Source organism: Aminobacter sp. SR38 (assembly GCF_014843375.1).
In the GTDB taxonomy this organism is placed as follows: Bacteria; Pseudomonadota; Alphaproteobacteria; order Rhizobiales; family Rhizobiaceae; genus Aminobacter; species Aminobacter ciceronei.
The window spans coordinates 125,828-141,888 of record NZ_CP062115.1; the positions used below are offsets into that span (position 1 = coordinate 125,828).

A 16,061-nucleotide genomic window follows, 5' to 3' on the forward strand; every position below is an offset into this window, starting at 1 on the left:
GACTATTGGTTCTTGGCGATCTGGTGAACGGTGCCGGCCGTCTCTGTGCCTTGGTAAATTCCAAAGCCCCCGTGGCGGGCTTCGGCAGCATAGCGTTCCAGCATGCTGCGTTCCGCCACGTTGCCGATACGGTCAAACGGGATGCCCTGGATTGGAATCAGCAGATGGTCCGGCGTCGTCCCGCCCGTCGCGGTACCGTGATAGAAGATGCTGAGATACCCTGCCTGTGTGTCGTCATAGACTGCGTACAGAGCTTGCGCCTGGGGCTCGATGCCCAAAGAGGTGAAGTGCTTTATCATCGCGGCGTGAGAACGTGACCCTGGGGGCGCGCTAGGCACCGACAAGCTCCCATCTGCTTCGGTCTTGAAGAGAATGCTATCCCGAAATCTGAGAATGGCGCCAAAATGTAACGGCGCGCCCCTTGCGGCTGCGGCGACCAAGCTGTCTTCGGTGCCGAGCGTAAAGAATGCACCTCTATGATATCCGAGCGGATTGCCTCCGCGCGAGTCGAAATCTGTGATCTGGCCGATTAGGATTACATGATCGCCAGCATCCACTAGGCTGTCTCTTTGGCACTCAAAGATAGCCACGGCTCCGTCCAGAAGGGGAACGCCCGATACACCGGGGTGCCAGGCGGCTTCGTCGAACTTGTCAGGGCGCCGCGATGCGAAGAGATTGGCGACCTCCTTCTGTGAGTCACTTAAGATGCTGACGCCGAATTGCGGTGCCTCGGCGAAGACTTGGCAGCTGTGCGCAGTCTTGGCGAGGCAGACCAGCAGCAGCGGTGGATCGAGCGATACGGACGTGAAGGAATTAGCGGTGAAACCGCGCGGTGTGCCGTCCTGCTGCCGGGTAGTGATCACGGTTACACCCGTCGGAAAGGCGCCGAGCGCGTCGCGCAAGGCACGCTTCGCCTCGTTAGTGATCGCGGAACGGGTTGGTTCGGACAGTTTGTGCCCGCTGCCTGCAACAAATTGGTTCATGATGAGGCCTCCTCTGCGAACGTACGTCTCAGAAAGGCGACGAGCGGGCCATTTACTAAGCCTGGGTTTTCTGCCAGCGCCATGTGCCGCACGCCCTTTAGGATATGGAGTTCGGCCCCAGCTATTTCGGCGGCGATGGCTTCCGACATCTCCGGGCCGTTGCCGAAATCCTCATCGCCGGTCATGACAAACGTAGGACACGCGATGGGCGGCTGTGGCGCTACGATCTCATCGATGCCATCGGCCAAAACCCGGTAGATTGTGTGGTAGACAGACGGATCATTGGCCAAAACCCAGCTGCGGACAAGATCTATCTGCGCAGGATTGACGGCGCGGTGCGTCGCGGTGAACCAGCGCTCGAGCGCGGCTTCGACAGTGGATTGAGGGCCCGACGCTCGAGCCTGCTCGACCCGTTTCAGAATCGCGGTTTGCGCCTCGGGCGTCCGGTTGTGCGGCGAGAACAGAATCGCTAACGCAGCCACTTTATCGGGATGATCCTGGGCGAAGCGCCGCCCGATCATGCCGCCGAGCGAAAAACCGGCCACCGCCGCCGAGGCGGCCCCGCAATGGTCGAGTACCTTGCGGAGTTGGCGAGAAAAAAGTGCGAGCGAAGGCGTTTCGGGCGGAGGTGCGCTCTGACCGTGGCCGTAAAGGTCATAAGCGATCACCTGGAAGCCGGTGTCCAGAAGCGCGGGCACCGTCCATTGCCAGCACTCCCGATTGAGCCCCAGCCCGTGTATCAGAACGGCCGCGGGCGCGTGCGCGGGACCGGACCGCAAGAGCACGGTGCCATCCTGCAGTGTCTCAGCCATCGTAATCTTCCTTTTGCTGCGGCTTGTACGCTATGACCTCGACTTCGACGCGGCAATCGACAAGGAGATTGCTAACCACGGCCGAGCGAGCCGGCGGCATCTCGGTGAAATATTCTCCGTAGACCGCGTCGAATCCCGGAAAGTCGGCGCGGTCGCGCAGCCACACCATTGCCTTGACCACGTCATGGAGATCGCAACCCGCCTCAGCAAGCGTGGCTTTGATGTCTCTGAGAACGGCGTGGGTCTGCTCTTCGACGCTGCCGGTCGTCATCGGGGCGCCGTCGTGCATCGGCACCTGGCCGGTCAGAAAGACGAAATCGCCCGCCCGGATAGCTCTGGACAGCGACAGAATCCGCCCGGCGATCATCACGGGTTCACCGATCACCTGTTTCCGTTGGTGCATTTTCCGCTTCCTCCTTGTCTTACCCTTAAGGCTTCCTCGCCGAAAAAATGATGTTTTTCCGTCGTGAGATGGCGAAAAAAAAGAAATTTTCCATTCGAAATGCCTTCAGGATCGAAACAACAGAACGGGAGTCAACGCGGTGAGTGATATTCGCGAATACAAGATGTTGATCGACGGGGAGTGGGTTGGCGCCTCGGATGGCGGCATCTTCGACAGCGTCAATCCGGCCACTGGCGCGGTCTGGTGTCGGGTGCCCGAGGCCACCGCAGAGGATGTGGATCGTGCGGTGCGGGCAGCAGATAGGGCCTTTCAGCAAGGTCCGTGGGCCAGAAAGACGCCAACCGAGCGGGGCAAGTGCCTGCGCCGACTGGCCGAGCTTCTAGCTGAACGATCCGAAACTCTCGGCCGCACCGAAACAATCGATACCGGCAAGATGCTGAAAGAAACTCGCTGGCAGGCGAAGTATATTGCCGAATTCTTCCAGTTTTATGCCGGCTGCGCCGACAAGATCTCGGGCAAGACACTGCCCATCGACAAGCCCGACCTCTTTGTTTTTACCATGCGCGAGCCTTTGGGTGTGGTGGCCGCGGTAGTGCCGTGGAACTCGCAGCTCTTCCTCGCGGCGGTCAAGATTGGCCCGGCGCTTGCAGCAGGCAATACGGTCGTATTGAAGGCCTCGGAATATGCGTCCGCCGCAATGCTGGAATTCGGCGAACTCGTGGAGGAGGCGGGTTTTCCGGCCGGTGTGGTCAATATTATTACCGGCCATGGCAATCCCTGTGGTCGCGAACTCACGTCGCATCCGCTGGTGGCGCGCATTTCGTTCACCGGTGGTCCCAATGCCGCCCGATCGATTTTAGAGAATTCCAAGAACAACTTTGCCGAGGTCAGCCTAGAGCTTGGCGGCAAATCCCCCTTCCTCGTGTTCGACGACGCCAATATTGACAGTGCGGTGAGCGGATCGGTCGCCGGAATCTTTGGCGCGGCGGGGCAAAGTTGCGTCGCCGGATCGCGCCTCTACCTGCACGAGAACATCGCGGATGAATTCCTTGAAAAGATGGTGGAGATCGCCAGTAGGGTGAAGATCGGCGATCCGCTTGCCGAAGAAACACAAATGGGTCCCCTCTGTACGCTAGGCCAACTGGCCCATATCGAGCGGGAGGTAGCCTTGGCCGTCGAAGCGGGAGGCAAGGTGCTAATCGGCGGCAAGCGTCCCAAAGGCATGGAAGGTCAGTACTACGAGCCAACGATCATCGATTGTCCGCGCCAAGACATGCGGATCATGGACACCGAACTGTTCGGCCCCGTGCTCTGCGTGCAGAGATTCAGGACAGAGGAGGAGGCGATCCGCCTGGCCAACCACACCACCCACGGGCTTGCAGCAGGCATCTTCACCCAGAATAGCGCCCGAGCCTTGCGCGTATCGAAAGCTGTGCGCGCCGGCATTGTCTGGGTCAACACATATCGAGCGGTTTCTCCCATCGCCGAGTTCGGCGGGATCAAGGGCTCTGGTTACGGCCGAGAGAGCGGGTTCCAGGCGATGTACGACTACACGAGGCCCAAGACCGTTTGGATGAACATGTCCGACGAGCCCATGGAAAATCCCTTTATCATGCGCTGACCGGATTTATCCAAGGGCGCAAATGGCTCACATTAAAAAGAAGGAGGAAGCCGGCATGAAATTTCAGTTGGCAATCAATATGGAGCGGATGGACTCGAGCCTCGACATGAAGGCAGTCCGCGATCACACGCTCGACATGGTCAAGATGGCCGATCAGGCGGGATTCGAGATCGTCTGGGCCGCCGAGCACCACGCAATGGAAATGACCATTGCGCCGAACCCCTTTCAAATCTTGACCTGGTGGGGCGAGCACACTGAACGTATTAGACTCGGTACTGCCTGCGCCGTTGCGCCCTATTGGAACCCCATCCGTTTGGCGGGCGAGGCGGCGATGACCGACCTCCTAACTGATGGACGGCTGGAACTCGGAATCGGTTCTGGCGCCTACCAGCGCGAGTTCGACAGGATGCACCCGGGGCTGAAACAGACTGACGCCTGGCGCTACATGCAGGAGATGCTACCGGCAGTGCGCGCGCTTTGGGCCGGCGATTATGAACATCGCGGCGAATACTGGTCCTTCCCGACCTCCACTTCGGTGCCCAAACCGGTTCAGAAGGAGGTGCCCGTCTGGGTGGCGGCCAGGGCGCCGATCACCTACGAATACGCGGTCCAGAACGGCTGTGATGTAATGTCTTGGCCGCTGACTCGTCCGATGAGCGAGGCGGAACTCTACATGCAGCGCCTCGACGAGGCAGTTGGCAAGAACCCCGGAAAGCGCCGCCCGCGCATGGCGATGATGCGTCACACGGTAGTTTATGTCACATCGCAAGGTCGGGACGCGGCAGTTTACGCCGCGCGCAGACAGCTTGGACAATTTGAAAACTACTTCAAGAACCTAGGGGATGTCGAAAACGGGTTTGCCAAGGAGATTTCGTTAGAAAATCTGGAAAACCGGGCAGAATACGATGTCGATATGCTGACAGAGAACCTGATGTTCGGCACCCCTGATCAGGTGATCGAGAAATTGAAGAAGTATGAGGCGTTGAAGGTGGATAGCTTCATCTACTACGCAAGCCTCGGGCTGAATCACGAGGAGCAGAAGCGTTCTCTGGAGCTCTTCTGCGACCAGGTAATGCCGGCCTTTGCCTGAAACAGTGCCCGGCGATAGCTTCGCCGTTGCCGTACCGTTACTAGCGGGATGGCGGTTGGAGCGCCATGAGGCATATCTCGGGAAACAATAAACAGGAGAATAATACGTGACGAAGGGTGTGGAAGTGAGCCGTCGTGGCCGGGTGCTGGAGATTAAGATGAACCGGCCCAAGGTCAATGCTATCAACATAGAGATGAGCCAGGCGCTTGGAGCGGCATTTGCCGAACTGCGCGATGATCCAGAGCTTTGGGTCGGCATTATCACTGCGGAAGGCGACCGCATCTTTTCGGCTGGATGGGACCTCAAGGCGCTCAATTCCGGCGAGATGCAACTCGACAACTGGTGGGAGACCGCGGACTACGGGGAGGGCGGCTTTGCTGGTCTTACCGAGAACTGGAAGCTCAACAAGCCCGTGATCGCGGCGCTGAACGGGCTCGTCATTGGCGGCGGCTTTGAACTCGCGCTGTCATGCGACTTGCTGATCGCGGCCGAGCACGTGGAATTCGGTTTGCCCGAGATGCCGCTTGGCATCGTACCCGATGCCGGTGCGCTTCAGCGGTTGCCCCGGCGCATTCCATACAACATCGCCATGGAGATGCTCCTGATGGGCCGCCGGATGACTGCCAAGGAAGCCGCCCGTTACGGATTGGTTAATAAGGTGGTGCGGAAGGACGATCTAATGACTGTTGCCCGGGCCTGGGCGGACCAGATCGCCGGATCAGCGCCGCTTGCGATGCAGAGTGTCAAGGAGGTGTTGCGCGCAATTGAATGCCGACCGCTGGAGCATGCCTTTGCGGAGATGCGCGGCGACCAGCTGGAAACCTACCGCCAAATGCTGAAATCCGAAGATTCCGCCGAAGGTGTCGCCGCGTTTGTCGAAAAGCGGGCACCCAACTTCAAAGGACGCTGAAGGCATGTTTCTGAACCCCCAAGATGTCACCAAGATAACCAGTATCGGCGGAGGGCCAATTGGTGTTGGCTGGGCGGCGCACTTCTTAGCCCGCGGCTTTGATGTCACGCTCTATCTGCACGACGCGGCCGAAATTCCGACGGCGCGGGCTATCCTCGACACCGCCTGGATCAGTCTCGCCGGGCTTGGTATCGCCCCGAACGCCAGTATAGAGCGACTAAGCATTGTCCACGATCTGGAAGAGGCTGTGTCCGAGGCGGAATTCATCCAAGAAAGCGCGCCCGAACGGCTGGAAGTCAAACAGGCGCTTTACAGACGCCTGGGCGAGATCGTGCCCGAAGGGGTCGTGATCGGCTCATCGACTTCGGGCCTGACCATGACGGACATTCAGGCAGAGTGCCCGACGCCCAAGCGCACCGTGATCGGTCACCCTTTCAACCCGCCCTATCTTCTGCCACTGGTGGAGATCGTGGGCGGCCGGAAGACCGATCCTGGCACCGTCTCCTGGGCTGCCGATTTCTATAGGTTGGCTGGCAAGGAGCCCCTGGTGATGAAGAAGGAAATTCCCGGCTTTATCGCGACCCGCCTTCAGGAGGCGCTCTGGCGCGAGGCGTTGCACATGGTGGCCAATGGCGAGGCGTCCCCGGGCGATATCGACACCGCGCTGATGTACGGCCCGGCACCGCGCATGGCGGTTCAGGGACAGTGCATGGCCTTCCATGTGGCCTGTGGCGCTGGGGGGATGGCCACGAACCTTGACCAGTTCGGTCCGGCGCTCAAGCTACCCTGGACTCGGCTCACGGCGCCGGAGCTCACGAAGGAACTGCGCGACCGCATGGTGGATGGCTGCAACGAGATCGCAGCCGGGCGAGGATTCGAGGAGCTCGCCGCGAAACGCGACCGGCAGATCGTTGCCCTTCTAAAAGCGGTCCGGGATGCAGCCTGACATCAGGGGTCAAAGAGCCAGGGCGCCTGAGGGATCAGTCCTTCGGCTTCGTCCGGATCGATTCGATGTAAGACCACAGTGTTCCCGGCCAGTGCGGCACCGGTTCATGTTCGGGCCAAGCATTGCGGTAGGCACTGGGCTTACGCCCAAAACGGGCCTTGAAGACCTTGTTGAAGTGCGACTGCGTGTTGAAGCCCGACGCCGAGGTGATTTCGCTGATGCTGAGATCGGTGGATATAAGAAGAACCCTCGCGTGTTGTAGCCGCAAGAGCTGACTGAACTGGCTGATGCTGCAACCAAAACTAGCGTTGAACCGCCGCTCGAGCTGGCGTTGCGAGATTCCGATCCGTTCGGCGATTTCGCCCACGCGCGGCGGGTCTTCGATCTTCTCTTCGATCAGACGCACAGCATCCCGCACGCTTTCCGGCAATTGTTCCAGCCCGCGGCCGTGGGTGGTCCGTTGCGGAGCGGTCGCGGGTCTTAGCGGATGGTGCATGATCTGATCGGCGATCTCGCCCGCCAGTTCGCGTCCTCGATAGGTCCCGATGAAAGATAGCATTAAGTCGAAACCTGCCGTTCCTCCGGCGCACGTCATGACTGGCCCGATCTCAGTATACAGTTGCTCGGAGACGGTGGTTCTGGGGTATTTTTCTCGAAAGCCGCGCAGGTAGGACCAGTGCGTGGTCGCCTTCAGATTGGCGAGGAGATTCGCTTCGGCGAGGATGTACGCGCCCATTTCTACCCCGCAGATCTGAACGCCGTTCCGGTTCTGCCGCCTCAGCCAAGAAATTAGCTGACGGTTAGAGTAGTTTTCGCCGCCCCAGCTCGCCAGAACAAAAATAGTACTGTCCCGGCTAAGTACCTCGGGGAGCGGCTCGCAGCGTTGCGCCATCCCGTTGCTCGCCAAAATCACCTCACCATCGGGCGAGCAAAATTCGTATGCATAGAGCGGCCTTGATGACAGGTAGTTCGCGACCCTTACCGGCTCTACCAGAGTGGTCAGAGTCATCATGTTGAATCGTGGCGTAAGAACGAACACGCAATTCCAAATCTGGCTTCTAGTGATTGGGTCCGGTCTCATGGCCATTCTGTGCTTAGTGATGCTTTTTCCGACATAAGGCTAGATTCGATGACGAAAAAACACAATAGCATGGCTTTCTCGTGCGCCATTTTAACGGTGTACCCAAAAGGAGGAGTTTGATGAATTACGAGGTTATCGTGACCTGTGCGGTCACCGGCGCGGGCGACACGACAAGTCGCAGCCCGCATGTGCCAGTCACCCCGAAGGAAATCGCTCAAGCTGCGATCGGGGCAGCCAAAGCAGGTGCGGCGATCGCGCATATACATGTCAGGGATCCAAAAACCGGCAAGGGCTCGCGGGACCCGAAGCTCTTCAAGGAGGTAGTAGATCGGGTGCGTGACAGTGGCACTGATGTTGTCATCAACCTGACTGCCGGAATGGGTGGTGACTGGGTGCCGGATGCAAAAAACCCCGCCATGCCTGGACCCGGTACGGATATGATCAGCGCCGACGAACGGCTGATCCACATCGACGAGTGCCGACCCGAAATCTGCTCGCTCGACTGCGGCACGCTCAACTTCGGTGATGGCGACAATATTTATATCTCGACACCGCCGATGCTACGGCACATGGCGACTAAAATTCGCGAATGGGGCGTGAAGCCGGAGATGGAAGTGTTCGAACTCGGTCACATCCGATTCGCTCGCCAGATGCAGGCGGAGGGGCTTATCGAGCATCCGGCGATGTACCAGATCTGCTTAGGCATTCCGTGGGGCGCGGACCACACAGTTGAATCCCTTGCGGCGATGAAAGCGCATCTGCCTGTGGACGCAAGCTGGGCAGGGTTTGGCGTCAGTAGGATGCAGATGCCGATGGCTGCCGCCGTGGTCGCCATGGGCGGCAATGTGCGAGTTGGGCTTGAGGACAATATCTTTCTCGCCCGGGGACAATTAGCCACAAATGAGCAACTCGTCACTCGCGTGATCGAGATCATCGAGCGCATGGGAGCTCGCGCAGTCACGCCCCAGGAAGCGCGCGACAAGCTGAGACTTCGCGGTGGGAAGGTAGAAGGATAATGAACGAGGCGACCATCGGTGATCTCGAGCTTCGACGTGTTTCCAAGCGCTTCGGGGGGTTTCAAGCGGTGGATGGCGTCTCTCTGACCATCAGGAAGGGCGAGTTCTTGACTCTACTCGGGCCGTCTGGATCGGGCAAGACGACGCTGCTGATGATGATCGCTGGCTTCCTAGACCTGACCTCGGGTGATATCGCACTGGCCGACCGTTCGATCGCGAGCCTGCCTGCTGAGAAGCGGAACTTCGGCATGGTTTTTCAGGGGTATGCTCTGTTCCCGCATATGACAGTGCGCCAGAACATCGCCTATCCTCTGGAGATTCGCAAATTCCCTCGCGCGGAAATCGACGCGCGGGTGGGCGAAATGCTGGCCCTTGTACAGCTGAAGGAGTTCGGTCACCGCAAGCCCGACGAACTGTCAGGTGGGCAGAAGCAGCGCGTAGCTCTAGCGCGCGCGCTGGCCTTTTCGCCGCCCGTGCTCTTGCTTGACGAGCCGTTGGGCGCGCTCGACAGGAAGCTTCGGATCAAGGTGCAAGAGCAGCTGAAGGACATTCACCGCCGGGTCGGAACTACCTTCATATTTGTCACCCACGATCAGGAAGAGGCGCTGTCGATGTCGGACCGCATCGTCATCATGCGGGACGGCCGGGTCGAGCAGGTGGGCACGCCTCAAGAGCTGTACGAACGGCCCTCAACTCGATTCGCCGCGGATTTCCTGGGCAAGAGCAATTTCTTGTATGAGAATGGCAATCTCATCGCGCTCAGACCAGAGAAGATCGATATCGCGCCAGAGGGGCAGAGTGCCGCCCCTGCGTGTAGGACAGGAGCGGTGCGCACGGTCACCTATTTCGGGTCGGTGCTGAAATGCATAGTGGCCGTTGATGGGGAAAACGATTTCGAGATCGACATCGATGGCTGGCGCAAAACGTTTGAACCGGTTGCCGGACAGCGGGTGGATCTTTTTTGGGCCCATGATGCCACAGTACGTGTGGAAGACAGATAATACTGCGAACGCGGAAGACCGCGAAACTTTGGAACAAACGGATATCCAGAAAGGGAGGAAAAAATGACTGAAAACACTTTTTTTAAACAAATGCTAATCGATAGTGCCCATGCGTATAAAGCGGGTCGGATGGATCGGCGGTCCTTCTTGCTGCTGTGCGGCATGGCCGGCGTGGCCACTTCTGCGGTCCGGATCGGTGATGCGGAGGCTGCAACCAACCAGATTGTACTGTGGAACTGGGGCGGTGATGCAGAACGCTGCCACAGTGAAGCCATCGGCCAGCCATTCACCGAAAAGACAGGGATACCGCTCCGGATCGACACCTCCGGTCCCCTACAGGGCAAGATCCGTGAGATGGTAGATTCTGGCAATGTGACCGCGGATGTTGCGGATGCTGATGCCTTCGATGCGCTCGCGCTTGGTAAAGCCGGCTATCTAGAGCCGATAGACTACAGCATCGTGGACAAGTCCAAGGTCGTCGATGGATATACTTGGGAGCACGGCGTTTCAGTAGTTTTCTACGGATACGCCTTTATGTACAATACCAAAGTCTTCGGCGATAACCCACCTGCGAACTGGGCCGATTTCTTCGATACAGTAAAGTATCCAGGAAAACGCTCGCTTTACAAATGGGCCAACGGCACGCTCGAGGGAGCGTTGCTGGCGGATGGAGTCGCTAAAAGCGCTCTCTATCCGCTCGACGTAGATCGTGCGCTTGCCAAGATCAAATCCATCAAGGACGACAGCCTTTATTGGGGGGCGGCGAGTGAAGCTCACTCCATGATCGTCAATGACGAGGTCGTTATGGGTATGGTCTTTCAGAACCGCGGCCGAGCCATCGAAGAAGACACCGAGGGCCGTTTCAAGCTGGTGATGAACGAGGCGGTGGCGATGCCGGGCGCATATATTGTACCGCGCGGTAATCCGGGCGGAGCCGATGCGATGAGGTTCATCGCGCAGGCCCTGGAGCTTCGCTCGCAACTTTCGTTGTTGGAATGTCACGGAATGACTCCGTCTAATCCGGCGGCTTTTGCCCAGATTCCAGAAGCCCTCATCCCCTACACTATCACCTCCTCGGCCAATATAGACAAGGTGGTGTTCAATGATCCTGGCTGGTGGGCCGAGAACGGTAGTGATGCGGTCAATGCTTATCTCGATGCCATAAGCTAATCCCGGGACGTCCGGCCGCCTCTCCCGGCCCGCGTTGACACGACGGCGCTGGGCAAAGTCTGCTTTGCTCAGCGCCGAGAACTGAAATTCGAATCGGAAAACCGTGACGTGTCCCATTTGCCCAGACTTAAGATTGCCTCCGGATGGTTCCTAGTCGCTCCGTTTCTCGGGCTGCTTGTGGCGCTCTATTTCGGGCCTATCCTGAACATTCTCTGGCTAAGCTTCACCGATCCCGTGCCTGGAATCGGGAATTACCTGCAGCTCGTGACCAGTGACTCACTTCTCCGGATCGTCTGGACAACGCTGCGTATTTGTCTCATCACGACGTTTTTCAGCGTCATGATAGGATACTGTATCGCCTATGCCATGGTCCATGCCCATGCTCGGCAGCAGAATATCATGCTGTTGCTGCTGCTGATTTCCTTCTGGATTTCCGTATTGGTGAGAACCTTCTCCTGGCTCATGCTGCTGGGTGACAACGGGCTACTCAACAACACTCTCGCGACGATGAACGTGATCAGCGAACCGATCCACTTCGTGCGAAATGAGCTTGGCGTTCTGATTGGCATGATCCACTACATGGTGCCCTATGCTGTGCTGCCGCTTCTCGCGAACATGCAGGGGCTCGACGCACGAATCTTCCAGGCATCGCGCAATCTGGGTGCTTCGGGTGCCCAGACCTTCTGCCGCGTCTATCTTCCGCTGACGAAGCCTGGAATTGTGGCCGCTTCGCTGCTGGTCTTCATTCTTAGTCTTGGCTTTTACGTAACGCCGGCGATCCTCGGCGGTGGCAAGGTCTTGATGACGGCCGAATATATCTCTGTCCAGCTTCTCGTGACCTTGAAGTGGGGTACCGCAGCCATGTTGGCCGCGTTGACGCTCTTCTGCGTTATGGCGCTTCTATGGATCATGTCGCGGTTCATGAAGCTCAGTACTGCTTTTGGGGGGAGTGCATAATGAAACAATCTGCGATGTACCAGCTCCTGAGGACTGGCGCTTGGATCTCCCTGCTGTTTCTGGTGCTGCCCGCGCTGGTTGCCATCCCGATCTCTTTAACGCCAAAGCGGTTCCTGTCCTTTCCTACGGATAGCTTATCGCTAAGGCATTTCGAGAATTTGTTCACCAGCCCGGAATGGCTGTCCAGTTTCTATCAGAGCGTCGTCATAGCTTCTGCGACGGCGGCATGTGCGACCATGATCGGCACGTTGGCGGCCCTCGGTCTGTGGCGCATTACCTCGAAGTACAGTGAACTGATCCGGATGCTTCTTTTGTTGCCGCTAATCATTCCGCAGATTATTTCGGCCATGGCCTTCTACCGTCTTTGGATACCGCTCGGTTTGCTGGACACCTATTCCGGATTGATCTTGGCGCACACCATTCTTGCGGCGCCAATGGTGCTGATCACGGTCAGCGCGTCGCTGGCGAATTTCGATCCCAAGCTAGAACAGGCGTCGAGGAACATGGGGGCGTCTGGCTTTACCACACTGCGGCGCGTGATCCTGCCGTCGGTCCGACCCGGTGTGCTGGCTGGAGCACTGTTCGCCTTTATCCTGAGCTGGGACGAAATAGTCGTTTCCCTGTTCATCTCGAAATTCACCGTCGTCACACTCCCCCGGCGCATGTGGAATGGCATTCGGGAGAACACTGACCCCACCGTGGCTGCGGCTGCCGTCATACTGGTGGTCATTACACTTTGCGCTTTTGCCGTCGCGGTCCGGGTCCGTCGCCGACGCAGCAAGACATCATGTTCAGAAAACTAGGAGAGTCCGCTGGTGAACATCCCCATGTCCCACGAAAATGAACTCTTGCGCGAAACCGTGCGGGCGTTTTTCAACGAGCATGTCCTTCCGCATGAGGAAACCGTCGACCGGCTTGGCGAGGTCCCTGAAGAGATCGGCCGCGATATCGAAGCCAAGGCAAAGGAATTAGGGCTCTATGCCGCAAACCTGCCCGAGAGCGTGGGTGGCGGCGGGCTGAACCATACGCAGATGTCCATCATCGAACGCGAGTTCGGCCGCACGAGTCATGCCCTGCATTCCTGGGTGGCGCGACCAACTGAACTGCTGCTTGCTTGTCAGGGAGACCAAGTCGAGAAGTATCTTCTGCCCTGCGCTACGGGCGAGAAACGCGAGCTTTTCGGCCTGACCGAGCCTGAGGCAGGATCCGACGCAATGGGCATGAAGTCGAACGCAAAACGCGATGGTGACGACTGGATTCTAAACGGGATGAAGCACTTCATCTCGGCACCAACTATGGCGGATTTCGCGATCGTCTTCGCTGCCACCGGCGTGGATGAAACCAAACGAGGCCCTCGCAAGCGAGTCACCGCCTTTTTGGTCGATCGTGACATGCCGGGGGTGACTTTTCGCGAGGGCAACAAATGCGTGTCGAATCGAGGCTACAAGACTTATGAGCTGATTTTTGACGATGTTCGGCTGGCGCCGGACCAGGTGCTCGGCGAGGAAGGCCGTGGTTTCGAGTTGGCAGGTCAGTGGCTTGGCATGGGACGTATTTGGGTCGGTGCCACCTGCTGCGGTAAGGCCGAGCGGCTTATGGAAATGGCTGCCGATTGGGCGGCGACCCGGAAGCAATTCGGTCAGCCAATCGGCAGTTTCCAGGCCACAGGATTTCGGCTGGCCGACATGGCGATCGGCCTGCGTTCGGCTGACCTCATGGTTTGGGATGCGGTGCGCCGCGCCGATGCGGGGCACCTCAAGGATGAGGACGCCGCTATGGTCAAGGTCTACTGCTCTGAGATGCTATGCAAGGTGGCGGACGATACGGTGCAGATCTTTGGTGGCATGGGGCTGATGGAGGAAATGCCAGTCCAGCGGCTCTGGCGCGATAGCCGGATCGAGCGCATCTGGGACGGCACCAGCGAAATCCAACGTCATATTGTTACCCGCTCGATCTTGAGGCCGCTTGGCGCATGACCCCGAAACAGCGTGAAAATTTTGAGCGGCTGATGCGGCCGCGGCACATCGCTTTTGTCGGCGGCGCTGATGCCGCCGTCGCCATCGGCGAGGCGCGGCGACGTGGATTTGCGGGCAGCATCTGGCCAGTGAACCCCAGACGAGAGACGCTGGCCGGTCTGCCCTGCGTCGCCTCGCTCGATGACCTGCCGGAAGCGCCGGACGCCGTGTTCCTGGCGATCCCTTCGAGGCCCGCTGTTGATGCCATCGGCAAGCTGGCCGCCATGGGCGCTGGCGGGGTCGCCTGCTACACGGCAGGTTTCCGCGAGGCGGGTGGCGAGGGCGCGGCGCTTGAGGACGCTCTACGCACAGCCGCCAGGGAGATGGCGCTGATTGGGCCCAATTGCTACGGCATGATCAATTACCTTGACGGGGTGGCGCTCTGGCCCTTCGCTCACGGGGGAGAGTGCCCGGGCTATGGCGCGGCGGTGATTACCCAGAGCGGCATGTTTTCGTCGGATATCACGATGAGTCAGCGCGCGCTGCCACTAACCCACATGATTTCGGCGGGGAACCAGACCGTTCTGGCGCTGGAGGATTTTCTCGAGGTGCTGTCCGGCAACCCAGCAGTGCGGGCTATCGGTCTGCATATCGAGGGGCTTCGGGACGTAGCCAAGTTCGAACGCGCCGCCGTTGCCGCCATAAGGGGCGGCACGCCCGTGGTTGCGCTCAAGACCGGGCGCTCGCAGATTGGTGCCTCGCTAACCCAAAGCCATACTGGTTCGCTTTCGGGGACGAAAGAGCTTTATGATGCGCTCTTCGACCGCTGCGGTGTGATCTCAGTCTCGAGTCCATCGCAATTCATAGAGACGCTGAAATACCTCTGCGTTGCGGGTCCCCCAAAGGGAACCAAGGTCATGGGGTTCACCTGTTCCGGCGGCGGGGCGACAATGTTGGCCGACCATTCCGAGACCATCGGGCTGTCCTATCCCGCTTTCGGCGCCGAGGACCGAACGCTGTTGCAGGGGCTGCTGCCCGACATCGCCACGGTGTCGAACCCACTTGACTACACCACGCCGATCTGGGGGCAGCCTGAACATACGCGACCCGTCTTCACCGAGGCTGTCGCCCGCTCGGGCGCCGATGTGGCGATCCTGGTGCAGGACTATCCCGCCCTGGGCTTGGATGAAACCCGTCCCGCGTATCTTGCCGACGCCATGGCCTTTGCCGATGCTGCTGAGGCGGCCGATGTTCCGGCGGCGATCTGCTCGACGATTCACGAGAACATGGACGCCGAGACCCGAAAGGCGCTGATCGCGCGAGGAATCGCGCCGATGCAGGGGATTCACGAGGCTTTGAATGCCGTGGCGCAGGCAGCGAGATGGGCCGAGGCACGTGCACGGATCGAGGCCAGAACGCCGCGACCGCTCCTTAATGCTACCCTGCCAGATCGGATCGAAATGATCCACGAGGCGAACAGCAAGGCGATGCTTCGAGAGGCCGGAATCAGCCTCCCCGAGGGGCTGCTCGTGTCTGGCGCGGAGGCGGCGCAATCGGCAACCACTCTCGGCTTTCCGGTGGCGCTCAAGATGATGAGCTCGCGGCTCGCCCACAAAACGGAAGCAGGCGCGGTCAAGCTAGATCTTTCTTCGGCGGCGGAGGTCGCGCGCGCGGTAGAAGACATGCGCGCCGAGGTGACCCGGCATGACCCGAGTGCGCTTTCGGACCTCTTTCTCATCGAGCGTATGGCCGCACCACCCGTAGCGGAGATGATCGTCGGCATCCGTCGCGATCCGCAGTTCGGTATGTCGATGATGGTGGGCAGCGGCGGCATCCTGGTCGAGCTTCTGAAGGACACGGCGACCCTCGTCCTACCGGCTAGCGCCGAGGACATTCGCCACGCGGTCGAAGGATTGAGACTTGCCAAACTTCTCGGCGGCTTCCGTGGGAAGCCAAAAGTCGACCTGGACGCGCTTGCTGCGCGGTTGGCCGCGCTCGGCGACTTCGCCTTGGCCCGCGCCGACCGGATCGCCGAGATTGAGATCAATCCGCTCTTCGTTTACGCCACCGGTGTAACGGCCGTGGACGCGCTGATCAGTGTGGTAAAATAGAGATT

Annotated in this window: 15 protein-coding genes; 11 read left to right on the forward strand and 4 right to left on the reverse strand. The window is 59.1% G+C overall.

The window, feature by feature from the left end:
• Positions 1-2: 2 nt before the first annotated feature.
• Genes IG197_RS31620 through IG197_RS31630 form a run of 3 tightly spaced genes read right to left on the reverse strand, consistent with a single transcriptional unit; the run spans position 3 to position 2,198 of the window.
• Positions 3-983, reverse strand: coding sequence for a flavin reductase family protein (locus IG197_RS31620; RefSeq protein ID WP_192320788.1), 981 nt, complete (start codon positions 981-983; stop codon positions 3-5).
• Positions 980-1,795: an alpha/beta fold hydrolase gene (locus IG197_RS31625; RefSeq protein WP_192320790.1), complete on the reverse strand. Its 816-nt coding sequence runs from the start codon at positions 1,793-1,795 to the stop codon at positions 980-982. Before IG197_RS31625 ends, IG197_RS31620 begins: the two co-directional genes overlap by 4 nt.
• Positions 1,788-2,198 carry a RidA family protein gene (locus tag IG197_RS31630; protein ID WP_192320792.1) on the reverse strand — a complete coding sequence of 137 codons (411 nt, stop codon included), beginning with the start codon at positions 2,196-2,198 and terminating at the stop codon, positions 1,788-1,790. Before IG197_RS31630 ends, IG197_RS31625 begins: the two co-directional genes overlap by 8 nt.
• A 163-nt stretch (positions 2,199-2,361) precedes the next feature.
• Here IG197_RS31630 and IG197_RS31635 point away from each other — a divergent pair, with 163 nt between their 5' ends.
• The 4 genes from IG197_RS31635 (at position 2,362) to IG197_RS31650 (ending at position 6,765) form a co-directional block, all read left to right on the forward strand.
• Positions 2,362-3,819, forward strand: a complete 1,458-nt coding sequence (locus tag IG197_RS31635) for an aldehyde dehydrogenase (RefSeq protein ID WP_192320982.1) — start codon at positions 2,362-2,364, stop codon at positions 3,817-3,819.
• Between the two features lie 55 nt (positions 3,820-3,874).
• Positions 3,875-4,909: an LLM class flavin-dependent oxidoreductase gene (locus tag IG197_RS31640; RefSeq protein ID WP_192320794.1), complete on the forward strand. Its 1,035-nt coding sequence runs from the start codon at positions 3,875-3,877 to the stop codon at positions 4,907-4,909.
• A 106-nt stretch (positions 4,910-5,015) separates the two neighbouring features.
• Positions 5,016-5,819 (forward strand): enoyl-CoA hydratase-related protein, encoded by an 804-nt coding sequence (locus IG197_RS31645; protein WP_192320796.1) that lies wholly within the window; start codon positions 5,016-5,018, stop codon positions 5,817-5,819.
• A gap of 4 nt (positions 5,820-5,823) precedes the next feature.
• A complete protein-coding gene (locus tag IG197_RS31650; protein ID WP_192320798.1) occupies positions 5,824-6,765 on the forward strand; it encodes a 3-hydroxyacyl-CoA dehydrogenase NAD-binding domain-containing protein in 942 nt (313 codons plus the stop codon).
• A gap of 34 nt (positions 6,766-6,799) precedes the next feature.
• Here IG197_RS31650 and IG197_RS31655 read toward each other — a convergent pair whose 3' ends face one another.
• Positions 6,800-7,777 carry a GlxA family transcriptional regulator gene (locus IG197_RS31655; protein WP_246765478.1) on the reverse strand — a complete coding sequence of 326 codons (978 nt, stop codon included), beginning with the start codon at positions 7,775-7,777 and terminating at the stop codon, positions 6,800-6,802.
• 188 nt (positions 7,778-7,965) lie between these two features.
• On the opposite strand from IG197_RS31655, the gene IG197_RS31660 reads away from it, so the two are divergent.
• The 7 genes from IG197_RS31660 (at position 7,966) to IG197_RS31690 (ending at position 16,056) form a co-directional block, all read left to right on the forward strand.
• Positions 7,966-8,862, forward strand: a complete 897-nt coding sequence (locus IG197_RS31660; RefSeq protein ID WP_192320802.1) for a 3-keto-5-aminohexanoate cleavage protein — start codon at positions 7,966-7,968, stop codon at positions 8,860-8,862.
• Entirely contained in the window at positions 8,862-9,863 is a 1,002-nt protein-coding gene (locus tag IG197_RS31665) for an ABC transporter ATP-binding protein (RefSeq protein WP_192320804.1), read from the forward strand. Before IG197_RS31660 ends, IG197_RS31665 begins: the two co-directional genes overlap by 1 nt.
• Positions 9,864-9,926: 63 nt before the next feature.
• Positions 9,927-11,033, forward strand: a complete 1,107-nt coding sequence (locus tag IG197_RS31670; protein WP_192320806.1) for an extracellular solute-binding protein — start codon at positions 9,927-9,929, stop codon at positions 11,031-11,033.
• 108 nt (positions 11,034-11,141) lie between these two features.
• Positions 11,142-11,990: an ABC transporter permease gene (locus IG197_RS31675; RefSeq protein ID WP_246765479.1), complete on the forward strand. Its 849-nt coding sequence runs from the start codon at positions 11,142-11,144 to the stop codon at positions 11,988-11,990.
• A complete protein-coding gene (locus IG197_RS31680; RefSeq protein ID WP_192320807.1) occupies positions 11,990-12,793 on the forward strand; it encodes an ABC transporter permease in 804 nt (267 codons plus the stop codon). The genes IG197_RS31675 and IG197_RS31680 overlap by 1 nt, the downstream gene beginning before the upstream one ends.
• Before the next feature lie 12 nt (positions 12,794-12,805).
• Positions 12,806-13,966 carry an acyl-CoA dehydrogenase family protein gene (locus IG197_RS31685; RefSeq protein WP_192320809.1) on the forward strand — a complete coding sequence of 387 codons (1,161 nt, stop codon included), beginning with the start codon at positions 12,806-12,808 and terminating at the stop codon, positions 13,964-13,966.
• A complete protein-coding gene (locus IG197_RS31690; protein WP_192320811.1) occupies positions 13,963-16,056 on the forward strand; it encodes an acetate--CoA ligase family protein in 2,094 nt (697 codons plus the stop codon). The genes IG197_RS31685 and IG197_RS31690 overlap by 4 nt, the downstream gene beginning before the upstream one ends.
• The last annotated feature ends 5 nt before the right edge of the window (positions 16,057-16,061 follow it).

What these genes read in the sequence shown, in the direction of transcription:
- IG197_RS31620 (WP_192320788.1), bottom strand. Translation starts at nt 983, where the DNA reads ATGAACCAATTTGTTGCAGGCAGCGGGCACAAACTGTCCGAACCAACC.
- IG197_RS31625 (WP_192320790.1), bottom strand. Translation starts at nt 1,795, where the DNA reads ATGGCTGAGACACTGCAGGATGGCACCGTGCTCTTGCGGTCCGGTCCC.
- IG197_RS31630 (WP_192320792.1), bottom strand. Translation starts at nt 2,198, where the DNA reads ATGCACCAACGGAAACAGGTGATCGGTGAACCCGTGATGATCGCCGGG.
- IG197_RS31635 (WP_192320982.1), top strand. Translation starts at nt 2,362, where the DNA reads ATGTTGATCGACGGGGAGTGGGTTGGCGCCTCGGATGGCGGCATCTTC.
- IG197_RS31640 (WP_192320794.1), top strand. Translation starts at nt 3,875, where the DNA reads ATGAAATTTCAGTTGGCAATCAATATGGAGCGGATGGACTCGAGCCTC.
- IG197_RS31650 (WP_192320798.1), top strand. Translation starts at nt 5,824, where the DNA reads ATGTTTCTGAACCCCCAAGATGTCACCAAGATAACCAGTATCGGCGGA.
- IG197_RS31655 (WP_246765478.1), bottom strand. Translation starts at nt 7,777, where the DNA reads ATGATGACTCTGACCACTCTGGTAGAGCCGGTAAGGGTCGCGAACTAC.
- IG197_RS31660 (WP_192320802.1), top strand. Translation starts at nt 7,966, where the DNA reads ATGAATTACGAGGTTATCGTGACCTGTGCGGTCACCGGCGCGGGCGAC.
- IG197_RS31665 (WP_192320804.1), top strand. Translation starts at nt 8,862, where the DNA reads ATGAACGAGGCGACCATCGGTGATCTCGAGCTTCGACGTGTTTCCAAG.
- IG197_RS31670 (WP_192320806.1), top strand. Translation starts at nt 9,927, where the DNA reads ATGACTGAAAACACTTTTTTTAAACAAATGCTAATCGATAGTGCCCAT.
- IG197_RS31680 (WP_192320807.1), top strand. Translation starts at nt 11,990, where the DNA reads ATGAAACAATCTGCGATGTACCAGCTCCTGAGGACTGGCGCTTGGATC.
- IG197_RS31690 (WP_192320811.1), top strand. Translation starts at nt 13,963, where the DNA reads ATGACCCCGAAACAGCGTGAAAATTTTGAGCGGCTGATGCGGCCGCGG.